The sequence below is a fragment of the Stenotrophomonas sp. TWI1183 genome (assembly GCF_039673115.1).
GTDB classification, from domain to species: Bacteria; Pseudomonadota; Gammaproteobacteria; order Xanthomonadales; family Xanthomonadaceae; genus Stenotrophomonas; species Stenotrophomonas maltophilia_AA.
Window position 1 is genome coordinate 14,693 of sequence record NZ_JBDJKZ010000015.1, and the last position, 16,862, is coordinate 31,554.

Consider the following 16,862-nt stretch of genomic DNA (forward strand, 5'->3'; position numbering starts at 1 on the left):
TCAGCCCACGCCATAGACCCACTGCGCGAAGAACGGCTGCAATGAGCGGCCGGCCGCTGCTTCCATCGCACGCTGGAAATCGACGGTCACCACCGAGCGCCCATCGTTGGCCCGCGTGTAATCACGGATGCCGCGCCAGAACGCGGCTTCGCCCATTTCGACGCGCAGCAGGTGCAGCACGTAGGCGCCCTTCTGGTACACCACCGCGCGGTCATCGCCGGTCGGCGCGTTCCAGTCCGCATACACCAGCGCGTGATCCGCCCCCTTGGCACGCAGCGCGTCCAGCCGCGTGCGCCAGATCGTCACCTGCGCCTGGTAGGCCGCCTCTCCCTGCGCCTGCTGGAGGTAGGCGGCGGTCATGAAGTTGGCCATGCCTTCGTTGAGCCAGAAGTGCTCCCAGCCGGCGCAGGTCACCCGGTTTCCCCACCACTGATGTGCGGCCTCGTGCGCCATCAACGCGGTCTGGCCGGGATCCTCCAGCAGTTGCTGGCCGTAGCGCTCGGACATCAGCGACAGCCCGGCCATTTCCTGCCCGATCGTGCGGGCCACCAGCGCCTGCTGATAGTCGCCGCGATATGGCAGGCCCGCGCGGTCGGCGAAGAAATCGAGCATCCCGCCGGTGGCGGTGAACACGCGCTGCAGCTGCGCGGGCGACCGCTCCCTGGACAGGAACCGCAGGCCGATGGCGCCATGCTGCTGCGTCGCTTCCTGATAGCGCCCCGCCGTGAAGCCATAGACATACCCCGGCATCGGCGTCTCCAGCTGCCAGCGATGTTCGATGCGTCCATCGGGAAGCGTGCGCAGCGGCAGCGCGCGACCGGTGCCCGCAGCCAGCAGGCCCGCCGGCAAGGTCACGGACAGGTCCAGCGTGGCGCGCTCGTCGGGGGCATCCACCGAGGGCATCCACTGACTGGTCGAGAAGATCGTGTAGACCTCGTCGCGCTCGGGGGCGAACTCCAGGCCGTACGGCGGTTCGCCGTGATAGCGGATCGTCACGCTGGCGGTGTCTCCCGTCGGAAGCGGTTCGGCCAGCGTGATCTGCACCTTCGCATCGTGCTGCGCGAAGGCCAGCGCGCGATCCCCCTGCATCACGGCCGTCACGGTGAGCGCGCCGCTGTCCAGCGTCACTGCGCGCAGCTCCCGCTCGGCCCGGAACCGCAGCGTCTGCTGGCCGGTGACGCGCTTGTGGGCGATGTCCGGCACCAGCGCGACATCGTAGTGCAGCACATCGAAGCCACGCGGCGTCGATGCGTGCGCCGCTGCGCTTCCCAGCAGCAATGACACCCCACACAGCGAGATACAGAGACGAACGAACATGGGATCCATCCACGCGAAGGTGGTTCGCATCGTGCCAGAGCACGCGTGCGTCTGCGCACCGCTGTCTCCCGCAAACAAAAACGCCGGCACGAGGCCGGCGTTTTCGTTGACTGCGGTCAGGCGTGAATCAGCCGTTCCACTTGCCCAGGGCGGCCTGGCCGTTTTCCTTGGCGCGATCAAAGATCGTCTGCTGCGCCTTGGCGACGTTGGCCTTGGTGTCCTTGGCCCACAGCTTCAGCGCGGCCTGCTGCATGGCGCGGCCGTAGGAGAAGCTCAGCGGCCACGGCAGGTTGCCCATCTGGTTCATGGCGTTCAGATGCGCGGTGGACTGCTCATCGCTCTGGCCACCGGACAGGAACACCACGCCCGGCAGGATCGCCGGCACGGTGCTCTTGAGGCACATCACGGTCGACTCGGCCACTTCCTCGACGTCGGCCTGCTCTTCGCAGCCCTTGCCGGAGATGACCATCGAGGCCTTCAGGATGGTGCCTTCCAGCAGCACGTTCTGCTGGTACAGCGCATCGAACAGCGAACGCAGGGTGGCTTCGGTGACTTCGTAGCAGGTCTCGATGTCGTGGTCGCCGTCCATGATCACTTCCGGCTCGACCATCGGCACCAGGCCGCATTCCTGGCACAGCGCCGCGTAACGGGCCAGCGCGTGGGCGTTGGACTCGATGCAGGTGCCCGACGGGATGCTTTCACCGATGTTGATGACCGCACGCCACTTGGCGAAGCGCGCACCCAGCTTGTAGTACTCCTGCAGGCGCTCGCGCAGGCCGTCCAGGCCTTCGGTGACCAGCTCGCCCGGGCAGCCGGCCAGGGCGTGCGCGCCCTTGTCGACCTTGATGCCCGGAATGATGCCCTGGGCCGCCATGTACTTGGCGAACGGGACGCCGTCCTTGGTGGACTGGCGGATGGTCTCGTCGTACAGGATCGCGCCGGAGATGTGCTCGTTCAGCTTGGGCGTGGTGAGCAGCAGTTCGCGGTAGGCGCGACGGTTCTCCTCGGTGTTCTCCAGGCCGACGCTGGCGAAGCGCTTGCCGATGGTGCCGGTGGATTCGTCGATCGCGATGATGCCCTTGCCCGGGGCGACCATGGCCTGTGCGGTTTCAGCCAGCTGTTCGATGCTCATGTACTTCCTGTGGCGGGTGCGGGAAAACCCCAATTATAGACCCCGCCTCCCGTGAACTGGCCGTCCACGGAATCTGGAAACGATTCCATCTGAAACGACGAACCCGCGCGGCCGTGAAGCCACGCGGGTCCGGGTGTTGCGGGGCGGTCGGTTAAAGCTCGCCCAGGCCGCTCGCACGGCCGTCTTCGCCCACTTCCAGCAGGCGCAGCGTGTTGGTGGCGCCATGGGTTTCCATGTGCTCACCGCTGGTGAAGACGACGCGGTCGCCGCTCTGCAGCTGGTTTGCTTCGAACAGCAGGCGGATGCTGCCGCGCGCGGCTTCGCGCGGGGTCAGGCCGCGGCTGTCGAAGTTGATCGGGAACACATCGCGCATCAGCGCCATCTGGCGGCGGGCGCCGTCATGGCGGGTCACCGCGAACACCGGGGCCGAGGCACGGAAGCGCGAGAGGTAACGCGCGGTGCCACCGGATTCGGTCATCGCCACGATCGCGCGCACGCCCACATGCTGGGACAGGAACATGGTGGCCATGGCGATCGCCTGGTCGGCACGCTCCAGGTTGCGCGGCGAGGCACCGAAATCGGTCTCGGTCTGGAACTGGCGTTCGGCACCGAGGCAGATGCGTGCCATCGCTTCGACCGCCTTGACCGGGTACATGCCCGCGGCGGTTTCGGCCGACAGCATCACTGCGTCGGTACCGTCGATGACCGAGTTGGCCACGTCCAGCACTTCGGCGCGGGTCGGGATCGGGCTTTCGACCATCGACTGCAGCATCTGGGTGGCGGTGATCACCACTTTGTTCTGCGCCAGCGAGGCCTTGATGATCTTCTTCTGCAGGCCCGGCAGTTCGGCATCGCCGATTTCCACGCCCAGGTCGCCACGCGCGACCATGACCACGTCACTGGCGTCGACGATCTCTTCGAGGTTGTCGATCGCTTCGGTGCGCTCGATCTTGGAGACCAGCGCGGCGTAGCAGCCGTGCGACTCGGCGATCTCGCGCGCGTCGTTCATGTCCTGCGCATTGCGGCAGAACGAGACGGCGATGAAGTCCACGCCGATCTTGGCCACGATGCCGATCAGTTCTTTGTCGCGCTCGGTCAGCGCGCCCAGCGACAGGCCACCGCCCTGCTTGTTCAGGCCCTTGCGGTCGGACAGCACGCCGTCGTTGAGCACGGTGTTGATGATGCGCTCGCCCTGCACTTCGGTGACCTGCAACTGCATCAGGCCATCGTCGAGCAGCAGGATGTCACCGGCCACCACGTCCTGCGGCAGGCCGAGGTAGCTCACGCCCACCTGGGTGGTGTCGCCGGCCGGTGCGTTCGGCGAGGCGACCAGGTCGAAGCGGTCACCCGCCTTGAGCTTGATCTTGCCTTCGGCAAAACGCTCGATGCGGATCTTCGGGCCCGGCAGATCGGCCAGGATGCCCACTTCCACGCCCACGCGGGCAGCGGCGGCACGCACATCGGCGGCGCGCTTGGCCTGGCCCGACGGGTCACCGTGGCTGAAGTTGAGGCGAACCACGTTCACGCCGGCGCGGAAGAGATCCTCCAGCACGCCCGGCGGGTCGGTCGCCGGTCCGAGGGTGGCAAGGATCTTGGTGCGACGCTGACGCTCAATCATGGTTAATGGGCTCCCGTTAAAGGAGTGAAATTAGCACACCCATCACGTCCCATGAATACGATTACACCGCTGGCACGCTTGGGTTTCGCTGTTGTCCTGCAGACAGCCCGAGACGGGCGGGCGGACAGTCGTTTGACTGCCCGGCGGCCAGCGCCAATCGCGGCGGGCCTTTGCACGGGACATGCGGCGGCGTACGGATCGCCGCCGCGGCCCTCAATCGATCAGGGTGAGCAGGTCGTCCGGTGCCTGCGCGAGGTGCCCGGCCCCGGCTGCCGTGAGCTCCTCGGCACCGCCGAAGCCCCACAACACCCCGATATTGCGCAGACCGTGATGGCGCGCGCCTTCGATATCCATGCGCCGGTCGCCGATCATCCAGCACTGCGCCGGGGTCAACGACAGCCGGTGCAGCGCCTCGGCGACCAGCTGCGGCTTCTCGCTGCGGCTGCCATCCGGGGTGGCCCCGATCACGTCCTCGAAGCAGTCGCCGAACGGCAGGTGCTCGACGATGCGCCGCGCATGCGGTTCGTTCTTGGCGGTGACGATCGCGAGCCGATGGCCGCGATCCTTGAAGGCCTGCACAACCTGGCCGATCCGCGGATAGACCTCATGCTCGCGCCAGCCGACCACGTCGAAGCGTTCGCGGTAATACGTCACCGCCTGCTCGATCTGGGCCGGATCGTTGAACAACGGCGCGAAGCTGGTGCGCAGCGACGGGCCGATCCAGCGCCGCAGTTCGGCCTGCGGCGGGACCGGCTGGCCCATCTGCGTAAGCGCATGCGCCACGCACTGGGTGATCCCGACGGCCGAATCGATCAGCGTGCCGTCGAGATCGAAGAACAGGACATCGCGGCTCACGCGCCGCGGGCCTCCAGCGCGGCGACGGCCGGCAGGGTCTTGCCTTCCAGGAACTCCAGGAACGCGCCGCCACCGGTGGAGATGTAGCTCACTTCCCCCGCGATGTCGTACTTGTCGACCGCGGCCAGGGTATCGCCGCCGCCGGCGATCGAGAACGCCGGCGAGGCGGCGATGGCACGGGCCAGGGCTTCGGTGCCATGGCTGAAGGCCTCGAATTCGAACACGCCGACCGGGCCGTTCCAGACCACGGTGCCGGCCTTGGCGATCAGGCCGGCGTAGTGCTGCGCGGTGTCCGGGCCGATGTCCAGGATCAGGTCATCCTCGGCCACGTCGGCGACGGCCTTCACCGTGGCTTCGGCGTCCGGCAGGAACTGCTTGGCCACGACCACGTCGGTCGGCAGCGGGATGTCGGCGCCGCGCGCCTTGGCATCGGCGACGATCTTCTTCGCGGTGTCCAGCAGGTCCGGCTCGTACAGCGACTTGCCGACCGAGTAACCGGCGGCCGCGATGAAGGTGTTGGCGATGCCACCGCCGACGATCAGCTGGTCGACCTTGCCGACCAGGCTGGAGAGCAGTTCGAGCTTGGTGCTGACCTTGCTGCCGGCCACGATCGCCAGCAGCGGCTGGGCCGGGGCGAGCAGCGCCTTGGCCAGCGCGTCCAGCTCGGCCATCAGCAGCGGGCCACCGGCGGCCACCGGGGCGAAGCGGATCACGCCGTGGGTGGAGGCCTGTGCACGGTGCGCGGTGCCGAAGGCATCCATCACGAACACATCGCAGAGCGCGGCGTACTTCTTCGCCAGCGCTTCATCGTCCTTGCCTTCGCCGACATTCATGCGGCAGTTTTCCAGCAAGACGATCGAACCCGGCGCGACGTCCACGCCGTCGACCCAATCGCGCACCAGCGGCACCTCGACACCCAGCAGCTGCGACAGACGCAGCGCCACCGGCGCCAGCGATTCGGCCTCGCTCCACACGCCTTCCTTCGGACGTCCGAGATGCGAGGTCACCATCACGGCGGCGCCCTTCTCCAGCGCCAGCTTCAGCGTCGGCAGCGACGCGGTGATGCGCTGCTCGGAGGTGATCTGGCCGTTGTCGATCGGCACGTTCAGATCCTGGCGGATCAGCACGCGCTTGCCGGAGAGATCGAGGTCGGTCATGCGAACGATGGACATAAGCAACTCTTTGGCTCTGAAGAAGGAAGGGCGCCGCACGGCGCAGACCGTCATTGTCCCGGCTGGCGCGGTGCATCGCAAATTCATGACGGGGACGGAGGTAGGCGGCGACCGTCGGTCGTCGCACGCTTTTTAACGGGGACGGAGGTAGTTAAGCGCGCTTAACTACCTCCGTCCCTATTAGGTTGGCGCAGCAGGCTGACTGCGAAGCCGCCGACGATCAGCACGCCGATCACCAGCAGCGCCCACAGCAGCCATTGCTTCCAGTCGCGCTGCGGCGCCACCGCGGCATCGCCGGCGAGCATCTGCGGTTCGCCCTGCATGCTCGCCTGCGCCGGCTGCCACTGCGCGCCATGCTGTTCGCGCAGCTGCGCGATCACCGTAGCGACCGGCGCATCCTGGCGCTCCGCGCGTACGCTGCCGGCGGCTACCGTGTAGGGCGGCTCGCCCTGGCTGAGGAACACCAGCGCTTCAGGCTGGTAACCGAGCTTGAGCGTCGGCGCCGGCATCGACTGCGGCTGGCCGGCCACGAGCTTCCAGTAGCGGTCGCGCGTGCTGCGCGCCAGCGGCTGGGTCTGCGATTGGCGGCGGTCGGCGGCGTCCTGCAGCTGATAGGCCACCCACGGACCGGCCCGCACCTGCCACGGCTGGTCGGCATCGTCGCGGCTCAGCAGCGTCCACTGCACCACGCTGTTGTCCGCCGTCGCGATATCGGCCTGCGCGATCGGGAAGCGCCCATCAAGCTGATACTCGAACTCGCCGGGCTTGCCGGCGGCACCGGTCAACGACTGCCAGCGCCAGGCGATCGCCTGCGCGGTCGGCGCCAGCTCGGCCTGCACCGTGGACAGCGCCGGCAAGGCATCGGCACCGATCGGCAGGATGCGGAAATACCGGGCCTGGCGCGCGATCTCGATGCGGCGCTGCTGCAGGCGGCGGCCTTCGTGCTGCAGATCAACCAGCGGCACGTCATCGGCAATCCGCAACCAGTCGCGCAGGTCGTTGCTCATCTCCACGCGCACACGGGCCTGCAGGGGCGTCTGTGTCTGCCAGTCCAAGCGCAGCGCCTGCACGCCGGTCTCCAGCGCGCTGGCGTCGATCAGCCAGCCTGCGGGTTGTCCGGCCGCCCCGCCCCGCCCCAGCCGCGCCTCGACCCGGCGCACGCTGCCGTCGGTGTTGCGCTCGGTGAGCAGTTGCAGGTCATCGCCGGAGGTGCCGGCCATCGGCGGCAGCGGGAACCAGGACAGCGTCTGCCACTGCGGTGCCTGCGCCAACGGCTGGTCGGCGGCCAACAACGCCGACGGCAGTGCCTGACCCTGCGCGTTGAACACCTGCACATCGGCCAGACGTGGCGAGACCGCGGTGCGGTACACGCCCTCGTCGAGGGTCAACCGGTACGCACCCGCCTGCGGCTGCGCGAGCTGCAGCGGCCATTGCTGGCGATAGGCCTGGCGGCCGTCGGCGGCCTGGGCCTGGCCCTGGGCCAGCGCCGGAAGCGCCGGAAGCGCCAGCGCAGCGAGGAGGATCAGCGGGCGAAAGGTCTTCAAGACTGCGGCTCCACGGCGGGGTCCGGCGCGCGCGGCGGCGCCGGTGCCAGATAGCCCACGACCGTGCACAGCAGGCCGTAGGCGATGAAAGAAGAAATCCCGAGCAGGTTGCCCAGATGCTGGCGATCGATCAGCACCAGCTTGGCCAGCACCACGCCCATCAGCACCGCACCTACCAGCCACAGGACGCGTTGCCCGCGGCGCGAGCCCCACACCCAGCTGATCACGCCGAGCACGCTCCACACCACGGTCAGGCTGGTCTGGGCCAGCGTCGAGGACCACAGGCGCTCGTTCCACGGCACCCCGCCCCAGTGATGCACGGCATGCAGGGTGATGCTGGTCAGCGCGACGAAACCGGCAATCGCAAGCACCGGGATGCGGATCGCGCGAAGGCCCTCCGGCGCCTGTCCGGACCACAGCCAGCGCGCGGCGAGCACCAGCACTGCCAGCTGCACCAGTTCCACCGGGTTGAGCAGCGGCAACCACGGCAGCGGAGCAGCGCCGGCCGGCACCAGCAGCAGGCCCGCCCAGCTCACGCCGAGCACGGCGAACAAGGTGCATTGCAACGCGCCGCGCATGCGATCGAAGCGTTCGCCCAGCGGCACCGTCAGCCACGGCCAGCGCAGCAGCGCCACGGCGGTGACCAGCAGCCACGGCAGCAACATCAACGCCAGGCCCCAGCCCTGTGCCAGCGCGAAGCGGTCGGCCAGCCACAGGCAGGCCAGCGACACCACGGACGGCCACAGCAGCCACCACAGGAACTGCGCCGCCAGCGACGTGCGGTCATCACCCGCACGCAGGCACCACAGGCTGCGCACACCCAGCAGCGCGAACACCGCCCAGGCCAGTGCGCCATAGCCGGCGAACGGTTGATCGTGCACATCGGCCTGCCACAGCGCCAACGGGAACGCGGCCAGCACCATCCCCAGCGTGGTCAGCACCAGCGCGCGCGCCGGCCAGCGGCGATGCATCTCGGCGGCCAGCCAACCGGTCACCGCTGCGCCGATCAGCAGCGCATCGGGTTCGTTGCGGTGGGCGACGAAGCGCAGGATCTCGTGGCTGACGCTGCCCAGCCACCACAGCAGCCCCCAGAGGTAGTAGACGATGGCCGGCGCATCCTGCTGCGCACGGCGATAGCTGAAGGCCGCGGCGAACCCGGCCAGTGCCAGCAGCAGGCCGCTCATGAAGGTGGGGTTGGCGATCGCCGTGGCATCGAGATGCCAGTAGTCCGCGCCGACCACGAAGCCGAACGCGGCGCCCAGGGTCAACAGCGCACCGGTGATCTGCGGCAGCCAGCGCTGCTGGCGCAGGCCCAGCCAGGCCAGCGCCGCCCCTTCCAGCGCGAACACGCTGGCGGTGGCGCGTGCGGACAGCGCCAGCGGCACCGCCAACGTGGCGAAGCCCACCGCGAGTACCGCATGCGACTGGCCCAGCGCGGCATAGCGCTCGCGCTTGATCAGCACCCACGCCAGACCCGCATACAACGCAGCCAGTGCCAGCGAGCACAACGCCAGCAGCAGGCGGTCGTCATGCAGCAGGCCAGCCTGCAGCGAGAACGCGATCAGCGGCGTGCCGAACACCAGGCTGCCATCGATCAGGTCGCGCTTCTCCGCGCTCTGCCGACGCGCATAAAGGATCGGAATCAGCAGGTAGAAGGCGAAGAACAGCAACAGGAACGGCTCGGTGCTGGCGAACTTGTCCGCGCTGTACTGGAGCACGCCCCAGGCCGTGCCGATGCCGAAGGTGAAGGCGAAACCGAGCAGGTTCAGCGCGCGCCACGGACGCCACCAGGCAATCGCCAGGATCGCCGCATTGAGCACGGCGTAATACGAGAACAGCGCGACATGGTTGCCGCTGCCAGTGGACAGCCAGATCGGCGCCATGAAGCCGGCCAGGATGCCGAGCACGGCCAGCGTGCGCGAGTTCTGCACCACCGCCAACACGCCCATGCCGGCAATCAGCAGCACGCTGAGCGCGAAAGCCGGCACGGCGGGAATCAGGTCGTAGCGCTTGAACGCGGCGAAGATGGTCAGCAGCAGGACGCCGATCGCCCCGCCCTGCAGCGCCAGCGCGAACAGGCGCCGGGTATCGCGCTGCACCCAGCCGAACACCAGCCCGGCCAGCGCCGCCACCGCGATGGCGGCCAGGCGCAGCTCGATCGGGGCGTTCAACCAGCCCTGGTCGCTGGCGTACTTGAGCAGCGCGGCCACACCGGCCAGCAGTACCAGCATGCCGATCTTGACCGGCACGTTGCCCTCGGTGAACCACTGCTTGATGGTGCCGACGATGCGTTCGCCGATGCCCGGGCCCTGCGGTTCAACCGGCACCGCCGGCGGTGCGGGCCTGGGCGGAATCGGCGCCGAGGACGGCAGCGGCGGCGGCATGGCCCCCGCCGAGGCGGGGGCAGCCACGGTGTCCGCGGTCTCGACGGGCCTCTCGGCCCCGGGCTGCATGGCGAAGTCCAGCGGCGCGGCCACGGTGTCGACGGATTCAATATCCGTCCAGCGCAGCGGCCGTTCGGGTTCGGCTGGCGCCGGCGCGGCGTCCCAGGCGGACCCGGCCGCCCGGTGTTCCAGCGCGGCCACGCGGCGGCGCAGGCCCGCGATCATCACCAGGGCCACGATCAGCAGCAGCGGGATCGCCAGCAGCACCAGCACCAGCAGGACAATCAGAGCTTCCATTCCAGGCCATCCTCAAGAGGGTCGCCACGGCTGCGCCGGACAGGCGCAGTGCCGGCGGCACGCGGGCCATGCTAATGGATCGGCGGTACGCGCGGGATCACGGGCGTGAATGGTCCGCCTGAAACGACAGACCCCGGCACGGGGCCGGGGTCTGTGGAATGACGCAGGGGCAGCGCTGGCTTACGCCGCGACGACCTTGACCATTTCCAGGCACTTGTTGGAGTAGCCCCATTCGTTGTCGTACCACGACACCAGCTTGACGAAGGTGCTGTCCAGCGCGATGCCGGCGTCGGCGTCGAACACCGAGGTGTGGGTCTCGCCGCGGAAGTCGGTCGCCACGACCTTGTCTTCGGTGTAGCCCAGGATGCCCTTCAGCGCGCCTTCGCTCTGTGCCTTCACTTCAGCGCAGATTTCGGCGTAGGTGGCTTCCTTCTCCAGCTCGACGGTCAGATCGACCACCGACACGTCCGAGGTGGGCACGCGGAAGCTCATGCCGGTCAGCTTCTTGTTCAATTCCGGGATCACCACGCCGACGGCCTTGGCCGCACCGGTCGAGGACGGAATGATGTTTTCCAGGATGCCACGGCCACCGCGCCAGTCCTTGTTGGACGGGCCATCGACGGTCTTCTGGGTCGCGGTCGCCGCGTGCACGGTGGTCATCAGGCCTCGCTTGATGCCCCACTTGTCGTTGATGACCTTGGCCAGCGGGGCCAGGCAGTTGGTGGTGCACGAGGCGTTCGAGACGATCGCCTGGCCGGCGTAGGTCTTGTCGTTCACGCCGAACACGAACATCGGGGTGTCGTCCTTCGACGGCGCCGACAGGATCACCTTCTTGGCGCCCGCATCGATGTGCTTCTGCGCGGTTTCCTTGGTCAGGAACAGGCCGGTGGATTCGATGACGACGTCCACGCCGACTTCGTCCCACTTCAGGTTGGCCGGATCGCGTTCCTGGGTCAGGCGGATCTTCTTGCCGTTGACCAGCAGGTCGTTGCCGGAGACTTCCACGTCGGCCTTGAAGCGGCCATGCACGGAGTCGTACTTCAGCATGTACGCCAGGTAGTCCGGCTCCAGCAGATCGTTGATGGCGACGATTTCGATGTCATTGCCGAAGTTCAGCACGGCCGAACGCAGCACGTTGCGCCCGATGCGACCGAAACCGTTGATGCCAACCTTGATTGCCATGTTCACAAGCTCCTGCAGCCGCGACGGTGCGGCGCCGATGGAAAGGGGTGTTCATTCTAGCAGGGCCGGAACCGGCCCGGCCCGGGGAAGACGAATGGGAACCGGTTACAACGGTAAATACCCGGATTGATCCGGATCAAGGCGCACTGCGGCGCGGGCGGGAAAACTGGCGCCATTCCAACCCGCCACGAGACCGTCTCATGCGCAAGACCTCCCCCCTCCTGCTCTCCAGCCTGGCCGCCGCCCTGGCGCTGGCCGCCGCCCCCGCCATGGCCCAGTCCAAGGGCGACTGGACGATCGGTGCCGGCGTGCACCAGGTCGCCCCGAAGTCCAACAACGGCTCGCTGGCCGGCGGCACGCTGAAGGTCGACGTCGACAACGACATCAAGCCGACCATCACCGGTGAGTACTTCATCGCCGACAACCTGGGCATCGAGCTCCTGGCCGCGTTGCCGTTCAAGCACGACATCAACATCGCCGGCCTTGGCAACGTGGGCAGCACCAAGCACCTGCCACCGGTGGTGTCGCTGCAGTACCACTTCAACAGCACGGGCAAGGTGTCCCCGTTCCTGGGCGCCGGCATCAACTACACGACCTTCTTCAGCGAGAAGACCGGCGGCGCGCTGGCCGGCAGCAAGCTCAAGATGGAAGACTCCTGGGGCCTGGCCGCCCATGCCGGCGTGGACTTCGCGATCAACGACAAGGGCTCGCTGCGCGTGGACGTGCGCTGGATGGACATCGACAGCAAGGTCAAGCTCAACGGCGAAAAGATCGGCACCGTCAACATCGACCCGCTCGCCTACGGCGTGTCGTACGTGTTCAAGTTCTGATCGGCGGATCAGAACCCAACAAGGCAACACCCTCGCAGCAAGACAGTTTCCCCGGCTTCGGCCGGGGTTTTTTTTCTCTTCTTCCGTCCACGTGGCGGGCGTGGCCAGTGTTGTGAGCACGGCGGCAGGTGCGTCGGGCGCTGGGGCGCGATGCCCTTGTCGGCGAATGTCCCCCGGCGTCGGCCTGCGGCCGCCGCCTCCTCCTTGATTTCGCCCACAAGGGCATCGCACCCCACGTATCCAGACCACGGGTGCCCCATACGCGCGCCGTTGCGCCCGTGCTCCTTCCGAACACCGCACGCCGAGCCACGTAGCGGCCGGCAGGCACCTGGGCAAAATCAAGGAGGAGGCCGGCACCACCAGGCGGCGGCCGGGGGACATTTGCCGAGGGGCCTGTCGGTCGCTACGGGGCGTGACACTCGCGGCAACCCAAGTGGAGACGCAGCCTGGCCTCCGAGCGAGCTGGCCGACACTAGCCTGCAGAGAGCAGATGCCGCGCCGCGGCCTGCGCATGCGGCGTCGTCGTATCGAACACCCGCACTGTCACATCCTGCGCGCCGACCAAGCTGACCCGCGCTGCAGCCGGCCAGATCGTGGCAAGCCGGCACGGCGGTCGGCCCGCTAGAATGCCGCGGATGAAAATGCCTTCCCTGCTTCCGGCCACCGCCCTCGCGCTGGCCCTCACCCTTGTTTCCACCGATGCCCTGGCTTGGGGCGCGCAAGGCCACCGGCTGGTGGCGCGGATCGCCGAAACCCGGCTGACCCCGCAGACCCAGGCCGAAGTCGACCGCCTGCTCGCCGCCGAGCCGGACCCGACCCTGCACGCCATCGCCCCGTGGGCCGATCAGCTGCGTGCCAAGGACCCGGGGCTGGGCAAGCGCTCGGCCGGCTGGCACTACGTCAACATCGGCGAAGACGATTGCCACTATCAGGTGCAGAAGCACTGCAGGAACGGCAACTGCGTGGTCGAGGCGCTGAAGACGCAGACCGCGATCCTCGGCGACCGCAGCAGGTCCGATGCCGAGCGCGCGCAGGCGCTGAAGTTCGTGGTGCATTTCGCCGGCGACATCCACCAGCCGATGCATGCCGGCTACGGCCACGACAAGGGCGGCAACGATTTCCAGGTGCAGTTCAACAACCGCGGTACCAACCTGCACTCGCTGTGGGACAGCGGCATGCTGAACGAGCAGGCGCTGGATGACGACCAGTACCTCAAGCGCCTGCTCGCCCTGCCCAAACCCACGCTGGGCAAGCGTTCGAACATCGATGTCGATGCCGTGCAGTGGGCCGAAGCCAGTTGCAGGATCGCCATTGCACCTGGCGTTTACCCGGACAAGCGTACGCTGGCTCCGAGCTATGCAGCGACCTATCGCCCGGTCGCCGAGCGCGAGCTGCGCCTGGCCGGTGAACGCCTGGCGGTGCTGCTCAACGACACCCTGGGCAAGCGCTGAGGTCAGTACCATGTCATTGCACGTCGCCAGTTTCTTCCACCCGGACAGCCATACCTTCAGCTACGTGGTGCATGACCCGGCGACGTTGCAGGCGGCGGTGATCGACCCCGTGCTGGACTACGACCCGGACACCGATGCACTCGGCGCCGGGCCGCTGCAGCCGTTGCTTGCGCATGTGCGCGGGCACGGCCTGCAGGTGCGCTGGCTGCTGGACACCCATGCCCACGCCGACCATGTCAGTGCCGGGCGCTGGCTGAAATCCCAGTGGCCGGACGCGACGCTGGCGATGGGCCAGGGCATCGTGCAGGTGCAGCGCACCTTCGCACCGCGTTACGCGCTCGATGTACCCACCGACGGCTCGCAGTTCGATCATCTGTTTGCCGATGGCGAGCGCTTCACGCTCGGGGATATCGCCGCCGAGGTGATCGCGGTGCCGGGACACACCAGTGACAGCGTCGCGTATCGGATCGGCGATGCGCTGTTCACTGGCGACTCGCTGTTCATGCCCGACGGCGGCACCGCCCGCTGCGACTTCCCGGGCGGTGACGCGGGACAGCTATATCGTTCGATCCAGCGGCTGCTGGCATTGCCGGACGCGACGCGTGTGTTCATCTGCCACGACTACAGCCCCGGTGGCCGCGAGGTCGCCAACGAGACCACCATCGGCGCGCAGCGCGCGCACAACATCCACCTGCATGACGGCATCAGCGAGGCCGAGTTCGTTGCCACCCGCCAGGCGCGTGATGCCACCCTGCCCGAGCCGAAACTGATGCAGCCCTCGGTAAAAGCCAACATCCAGGGCGGCCCGCCGAGGTAATGCCGGCCGCTGGCCGGCTCCCCTGCAACGTGCGGCCCGCCCCTCGTTCTGCTCAGCGCCCCTGCCCGCGCACCACGTGCTGTCCTTTCACGATCTCGAACGTGAAGCCATACAGCAGACTCACCGGCACCGGTTCAATGCGCTCGGCGCCCTCGCAGTTACCCCGATCCGTTGGCACGCGCTGCGGAGCGAAATGACAGACGGCCGCGGGGACAAAGCGCCACATCGCCACCGCTTCCTGGGCAGCCTGCATGAGGGGCGCGTTTTCCGGCGCATTGCCGGCGGCACAGTCGCTGCGATCGATCACTGGCAGACTGCGTTCGACCTTGCCTTCCGCATCGATCACCAGCTGCAGGCACACCGTCGTCGGTGCCAGCGCGCGGCGCGGATCGCGATCACCGACAGCCGGGTCCGGCCCCGCATTGAGCTGCGGCATCCGGTAGCCTTCGGTCGGCCCCAGCTGATACGTCTCCACCTTTCCGCTCCCCTGAGCGCCGACGTTCGGATCCAGACGCTGGTGATCCACGTTCTCGGCACGCGTGTCCACCGTGGTCGACGAGGGGTGACTGGCACAGCCGGCCACCAGCATCGCCAGGACCACGGCCAGCGGGCCCCGCTTCACAGCGTCGGGTCCGACGCATCGAGTTCGAATGTCATCGGAATCTTCAACGCCGAGGCAACGGCTTGTCCATTCCGGCGCGCCGGTTCGAACGTCCATTGCTTGGCCGCAGCGATCGAGGCCTCGTCGAACACGCCGGCCGGGGTCGAACTGAGTACCCGGACATCGCCAGGCTTGCCAGCCGCATCGACCTCCACGCGCAACATCACGCTGCCGGAAATGCCCTGATCGAACGCGGCCTTGGGATACGTCGGTGGCGTCAGGTCACGGGCCTGCGCGCGCCCATCGCTCGTTGCCGCTTTGGCCGGCGCCGGCTCGGCACCCGCGCCGCCCTGGCTGGCCCAGGCCACCGTGCAGAGCCCGACACACAGCCCGACCACCAGCACCTGCCCGGTCATCCACGGCAATGCCTTCCGCTTGTGTTCCTTCAACATGGCGATACGCTCCTTCAACATCGGTTGGCTGCGCCAGTGGCAGGCCATCGGTGCAACCGGGTGGACCAACTGCGCCTTGAGCAGCGCGTTGGCGTAGAGCCGGCGCAGGGCCGGATGCGGATCGACCGTGCGCGCGTCGCAGGCCAGTTCCTGGTCACGCAGGAAGCGGCGCGCCGCCCACGGCAGCAATGGGTGGAACCAGAACACGCAGCGCAGCAGGGCCAGCGCGGCGTTTGCCCAGGGATCGCCATGACGGCGATGGCTGTGTTCATGACGCAGGATCAGGTCCTGCTCGGCCGGGCTGAAACGCTGCTCGAAGTCGGGGCCGACCACGATCCGCGGGCGCCACAGGCCGACCAGCGCCGGCAGCCCCGGGTCGCCACTGGCCTGCCAGCTGCCATCCGTGCGCGGCTGGAGCTCGCCCAGTGCATGCTCGAAGCGGCGCTGCGCGCGCCAGCTGAAGCAGGCCACCGCTACCGCGCCGAGCAACCACACCGTCAACAGCAGCAGCGGCCACTGCGAGGCGTCGGTGGGCACGGCCGGCGCGCGCAGGGCCGAGGCCATGGCCATGACCGGGTCCGTTTCAGTCATCGGCAGCCGGGGCAGTGGCAGGTACGGCGCGACCAGCATCAACGGCAGCAACCACCAGCTGCGATACGCCAGCGCTGCGCCTCCGAGGCGAAGCAGCAGGGGCCTGGCCGCGGCCAGCACCAGCGTCGCCACCGACAGCCACACGCTGGCCTGCAGCAGTCCATCAAGCAGGTCAGTCATGGCCCAGCTCCCGGATCAGCTGCTTCAGCTCGGCGATGTCCTGCGCGCTGAGCTCCCCGCGCTGGCTGAAATGCGCCACCAGCGGCGCGACGCGGCCGGCGAAGACCCGGTCCAGGAAGCCCTCGCTCTGCTCGGCCACCCAGGCCTGGCGCTGCAGCACCGGCGAGTACAGATAGCGACGCCCGTCGCGGCTGGCGCTGATCGCGCCCTTGGTCAGCAGCCGGTTGAGCAGGGTCTTGATGGTGGGCTCGGCCCAGTCGCGGCTGGCCAGCGCGGTCACCACCTCGTCAGCGCCCAGCGGATGGTTGCGCCACAGCACCTCCATCACCACGGCTTCGGCCTCACTGATCTGGCTCATCATTTACATCCGTAATCGACAACTCGATTACGCCCGTAATCAACCCGGGTGTCAACCCTTCGACAGCCGGTTCATGCAGCC

General features: G+C 68.0%; 14 protein-coding genes. 3 read left to right on the forward strand and 11 right to left on the reverse strand.

Annotated features, from left to right (window positions below):
* The 8 genes from ABE434_RS13700 to gap all read right to left on the reverse strand — a co-directional run bounded on the left by ABE434_RS13700 (nucleotide 1) and on the right by gap (nucleotide 11,501).
* Entirely contained in the window at nucleotides 1-1,317 is a 1,317-nt protein-coding gene (locus tag ABE434_RS13700; RefSeq protein ID WP_346479225.1) for a M1 family metallopeptidase, read from the reverse strand.
* 127 nt (nucleotides 1,318-1,444) lie between these two features.
* Nucleotides 1,445-2,449, reverse strand: a complete 1,005-nt coding sequence (locus tag ABE434_RS13705) for a class I fructose-bisphosphate aldolase (protein WP_121039354.1) — start codon at nucleotides 2,447-2,449, stop codon at nucleotides 1,445-1,447.
* A 151-nt stretch (nucleotides 2,450-2,600) separates the two neighbouring features.
* Nucleotides 2,601-4,067: a pyruvate kinase gene (gene pyk / locus ABE434_RS13710; protein WP_121039358.1), complete on the reverse strand. Its 1,467-nt coding sequence runs from the start codon at nucleotides 4,065-4,067 to the stop codon at nucleotides 2,601-2,603.
* A 213-nt stretch (nucleotides 4,068-4,280) separates the two neighbouring features.
* Nucleotides 4,281-4,922: an HAD hydrolase-like protein gene (locus ABE434_RS13715; protein ID WP_346479226.1), complete on the reverse strand. Its 642-nt coding sequence runs from the start codon at nucleotides 4,920-4,922 to the stop codon at nucleotides 4,281-4,283.
* Nucleotides 4,919-6,094 (reverse strand): phosphoglycerate kinase, encoded by a 1,176-nt coding sequence (locus ABE434_RS13720; protein WP_176988356.1) that lies wholly within the window; start codon nucleotides 6,092-6,094, stop codon nucleotides 4,919-4,921. Before ABE434_RS13720 ends, ABE434_RS13715 begins: the two co-directional genes overlap by 4 nt.
* A 161-nt stretch (nucleotides 6,095-6,255) precedes the next feature.
* Nucleotides 6,256-7,620 (reverse strand): DUF3999 domain-containing protein, encoded by a 1,365-nt coding sequence (locus tag ABE434_RS13725; protein WP_346479266.1) that lies wholly within the window; start codon nucleotides 7,618-7,620, stop codon nucleotides 6,256-6,258.
* A 14-nt stretch (nucleotides 7,621-7,634) separates the two neighbouring features.
* Nucleotides 7,635-10,319, reverse strand: a complete 2,685-nt coding sequence (locus tag ABE434_RS13730) for a DUF2339 domain-containing protein (RefSeq protein ID WP_346479227.1) — start codon at nucleotides 10,317-10,319, stop codon at nucleotides 7,635-7,637.
* Between the two features lie 180 nt (nucleotides 10,320-10,499).
* On the reverse strand, nucleotides 10,500-11,501 hold the full coding sequence (gene gap / locus ABE434_RS13735) for a type I glyceraldehyde-3-phosphate dehydrogenase (protein ID WP_121039371.1): 1,002 nt from the start codon (nucleotides 11,499-11,501) through the stop codon (nucleotides 10,500-10,502).
* A 200-nt stretch (nucleotides 11,502-11,701) separates the two neighbouring features.
* Between gap and ABE434_RS13740 the strand changes: the two genes are divergently transcribed.
* From ABE434_RS13740 to ABE434_RS13750, 3 genes are all read left to right on the forward strand, one after another.
* Complete coding sequence (locus ABE434_RS13740) at nucleotides 11,702-12,331, forward strand: OmpW family outer membrane protein (protein ID WP_346479228.1); 630 nt, start codon at nucleotides 11,702-11,704, stop codon at nucleotides 12,329-12,331.
* 635 nt (nucleotides 12,332-12,966) lie between these two features.
* Nucleotides 12,967-13,782 carry a S1/P1 nuclease gene (locus ABE434_RS13745; protein ID WP_346479229.1) on the forward strand — a complete coding sequence of 272 codons (816 nt, stop codon included), beginning with the start codon at nucleotides 12,967-12,969 and terminating at the stop codon, nucleotides 13,780-13,782.
* 10 nt (nucleotides 13,783-13,792) lie between these two features.
* Nucleotides 13,793-14,599: an MBL fold metallo-hydrolase gene (locus ABE434_RS13750; protein WP_346479230.1), complete on the forward strand. Its 807-nt coding sequence runs from the start codon at nucleotides 13,793-13,795 to the stop codon at nucleotides 14,597-14,599.
* Nucleotides 14,600-14,651: 52 nt separating this feature from the next.
* Here the strand turns inward: ABE434_RS13750 and ABE434_RS13755 are convergent, their stop codons facing one another.
* Genes ABE434_RS13755 through ABE434_RS13765 form a run of 3 tightly spaced genes read right to left on the reverse strand, consistent with a single transcriptional unit; the run spans nucleotide 14,652 to nucleotide 16,781 of the window.
* Entirely contained in the window at nucleotides 14,652-15,221 is a 570-nt protein-coding gene (locus ABE434_RS13755) for a hypothetical protein (RefSeq protein ID WP_346479231.1), read from the reverse strand.
* Complete coding sequence (locus tag ABE434_RS13760; protein WP_346479232.1) at nucleotides 15,218-16,423, reverse strand: TonB family protein; 1,206 nt, start codon at nucleotides 16,421-16,423, stop codon at nucleotides 15,218-15,220. Before ABE434_RS13760 ends, ABE434_RS13755 begins: the two co-directional genes overlap by 4 nt.
* A complete protein-coding gene (locus tag ABE434_RS13765) occupies nucleotides 16,416-16,781 on the reverse strand; it encodes a BlaI/MecI/CopY family transcriptional regulator (protein ID WP_346479233.1) in 366 nt (121 codons plus the stop codon). The genes ABE434_RS13760 and ABE434_RS13765 overlap by 8 nt, the downstream gene beginning before the upstream one ends.
* Between the last annotated feature and the right edge of the window lie 81 nt (nucleotides 16,782-16,862).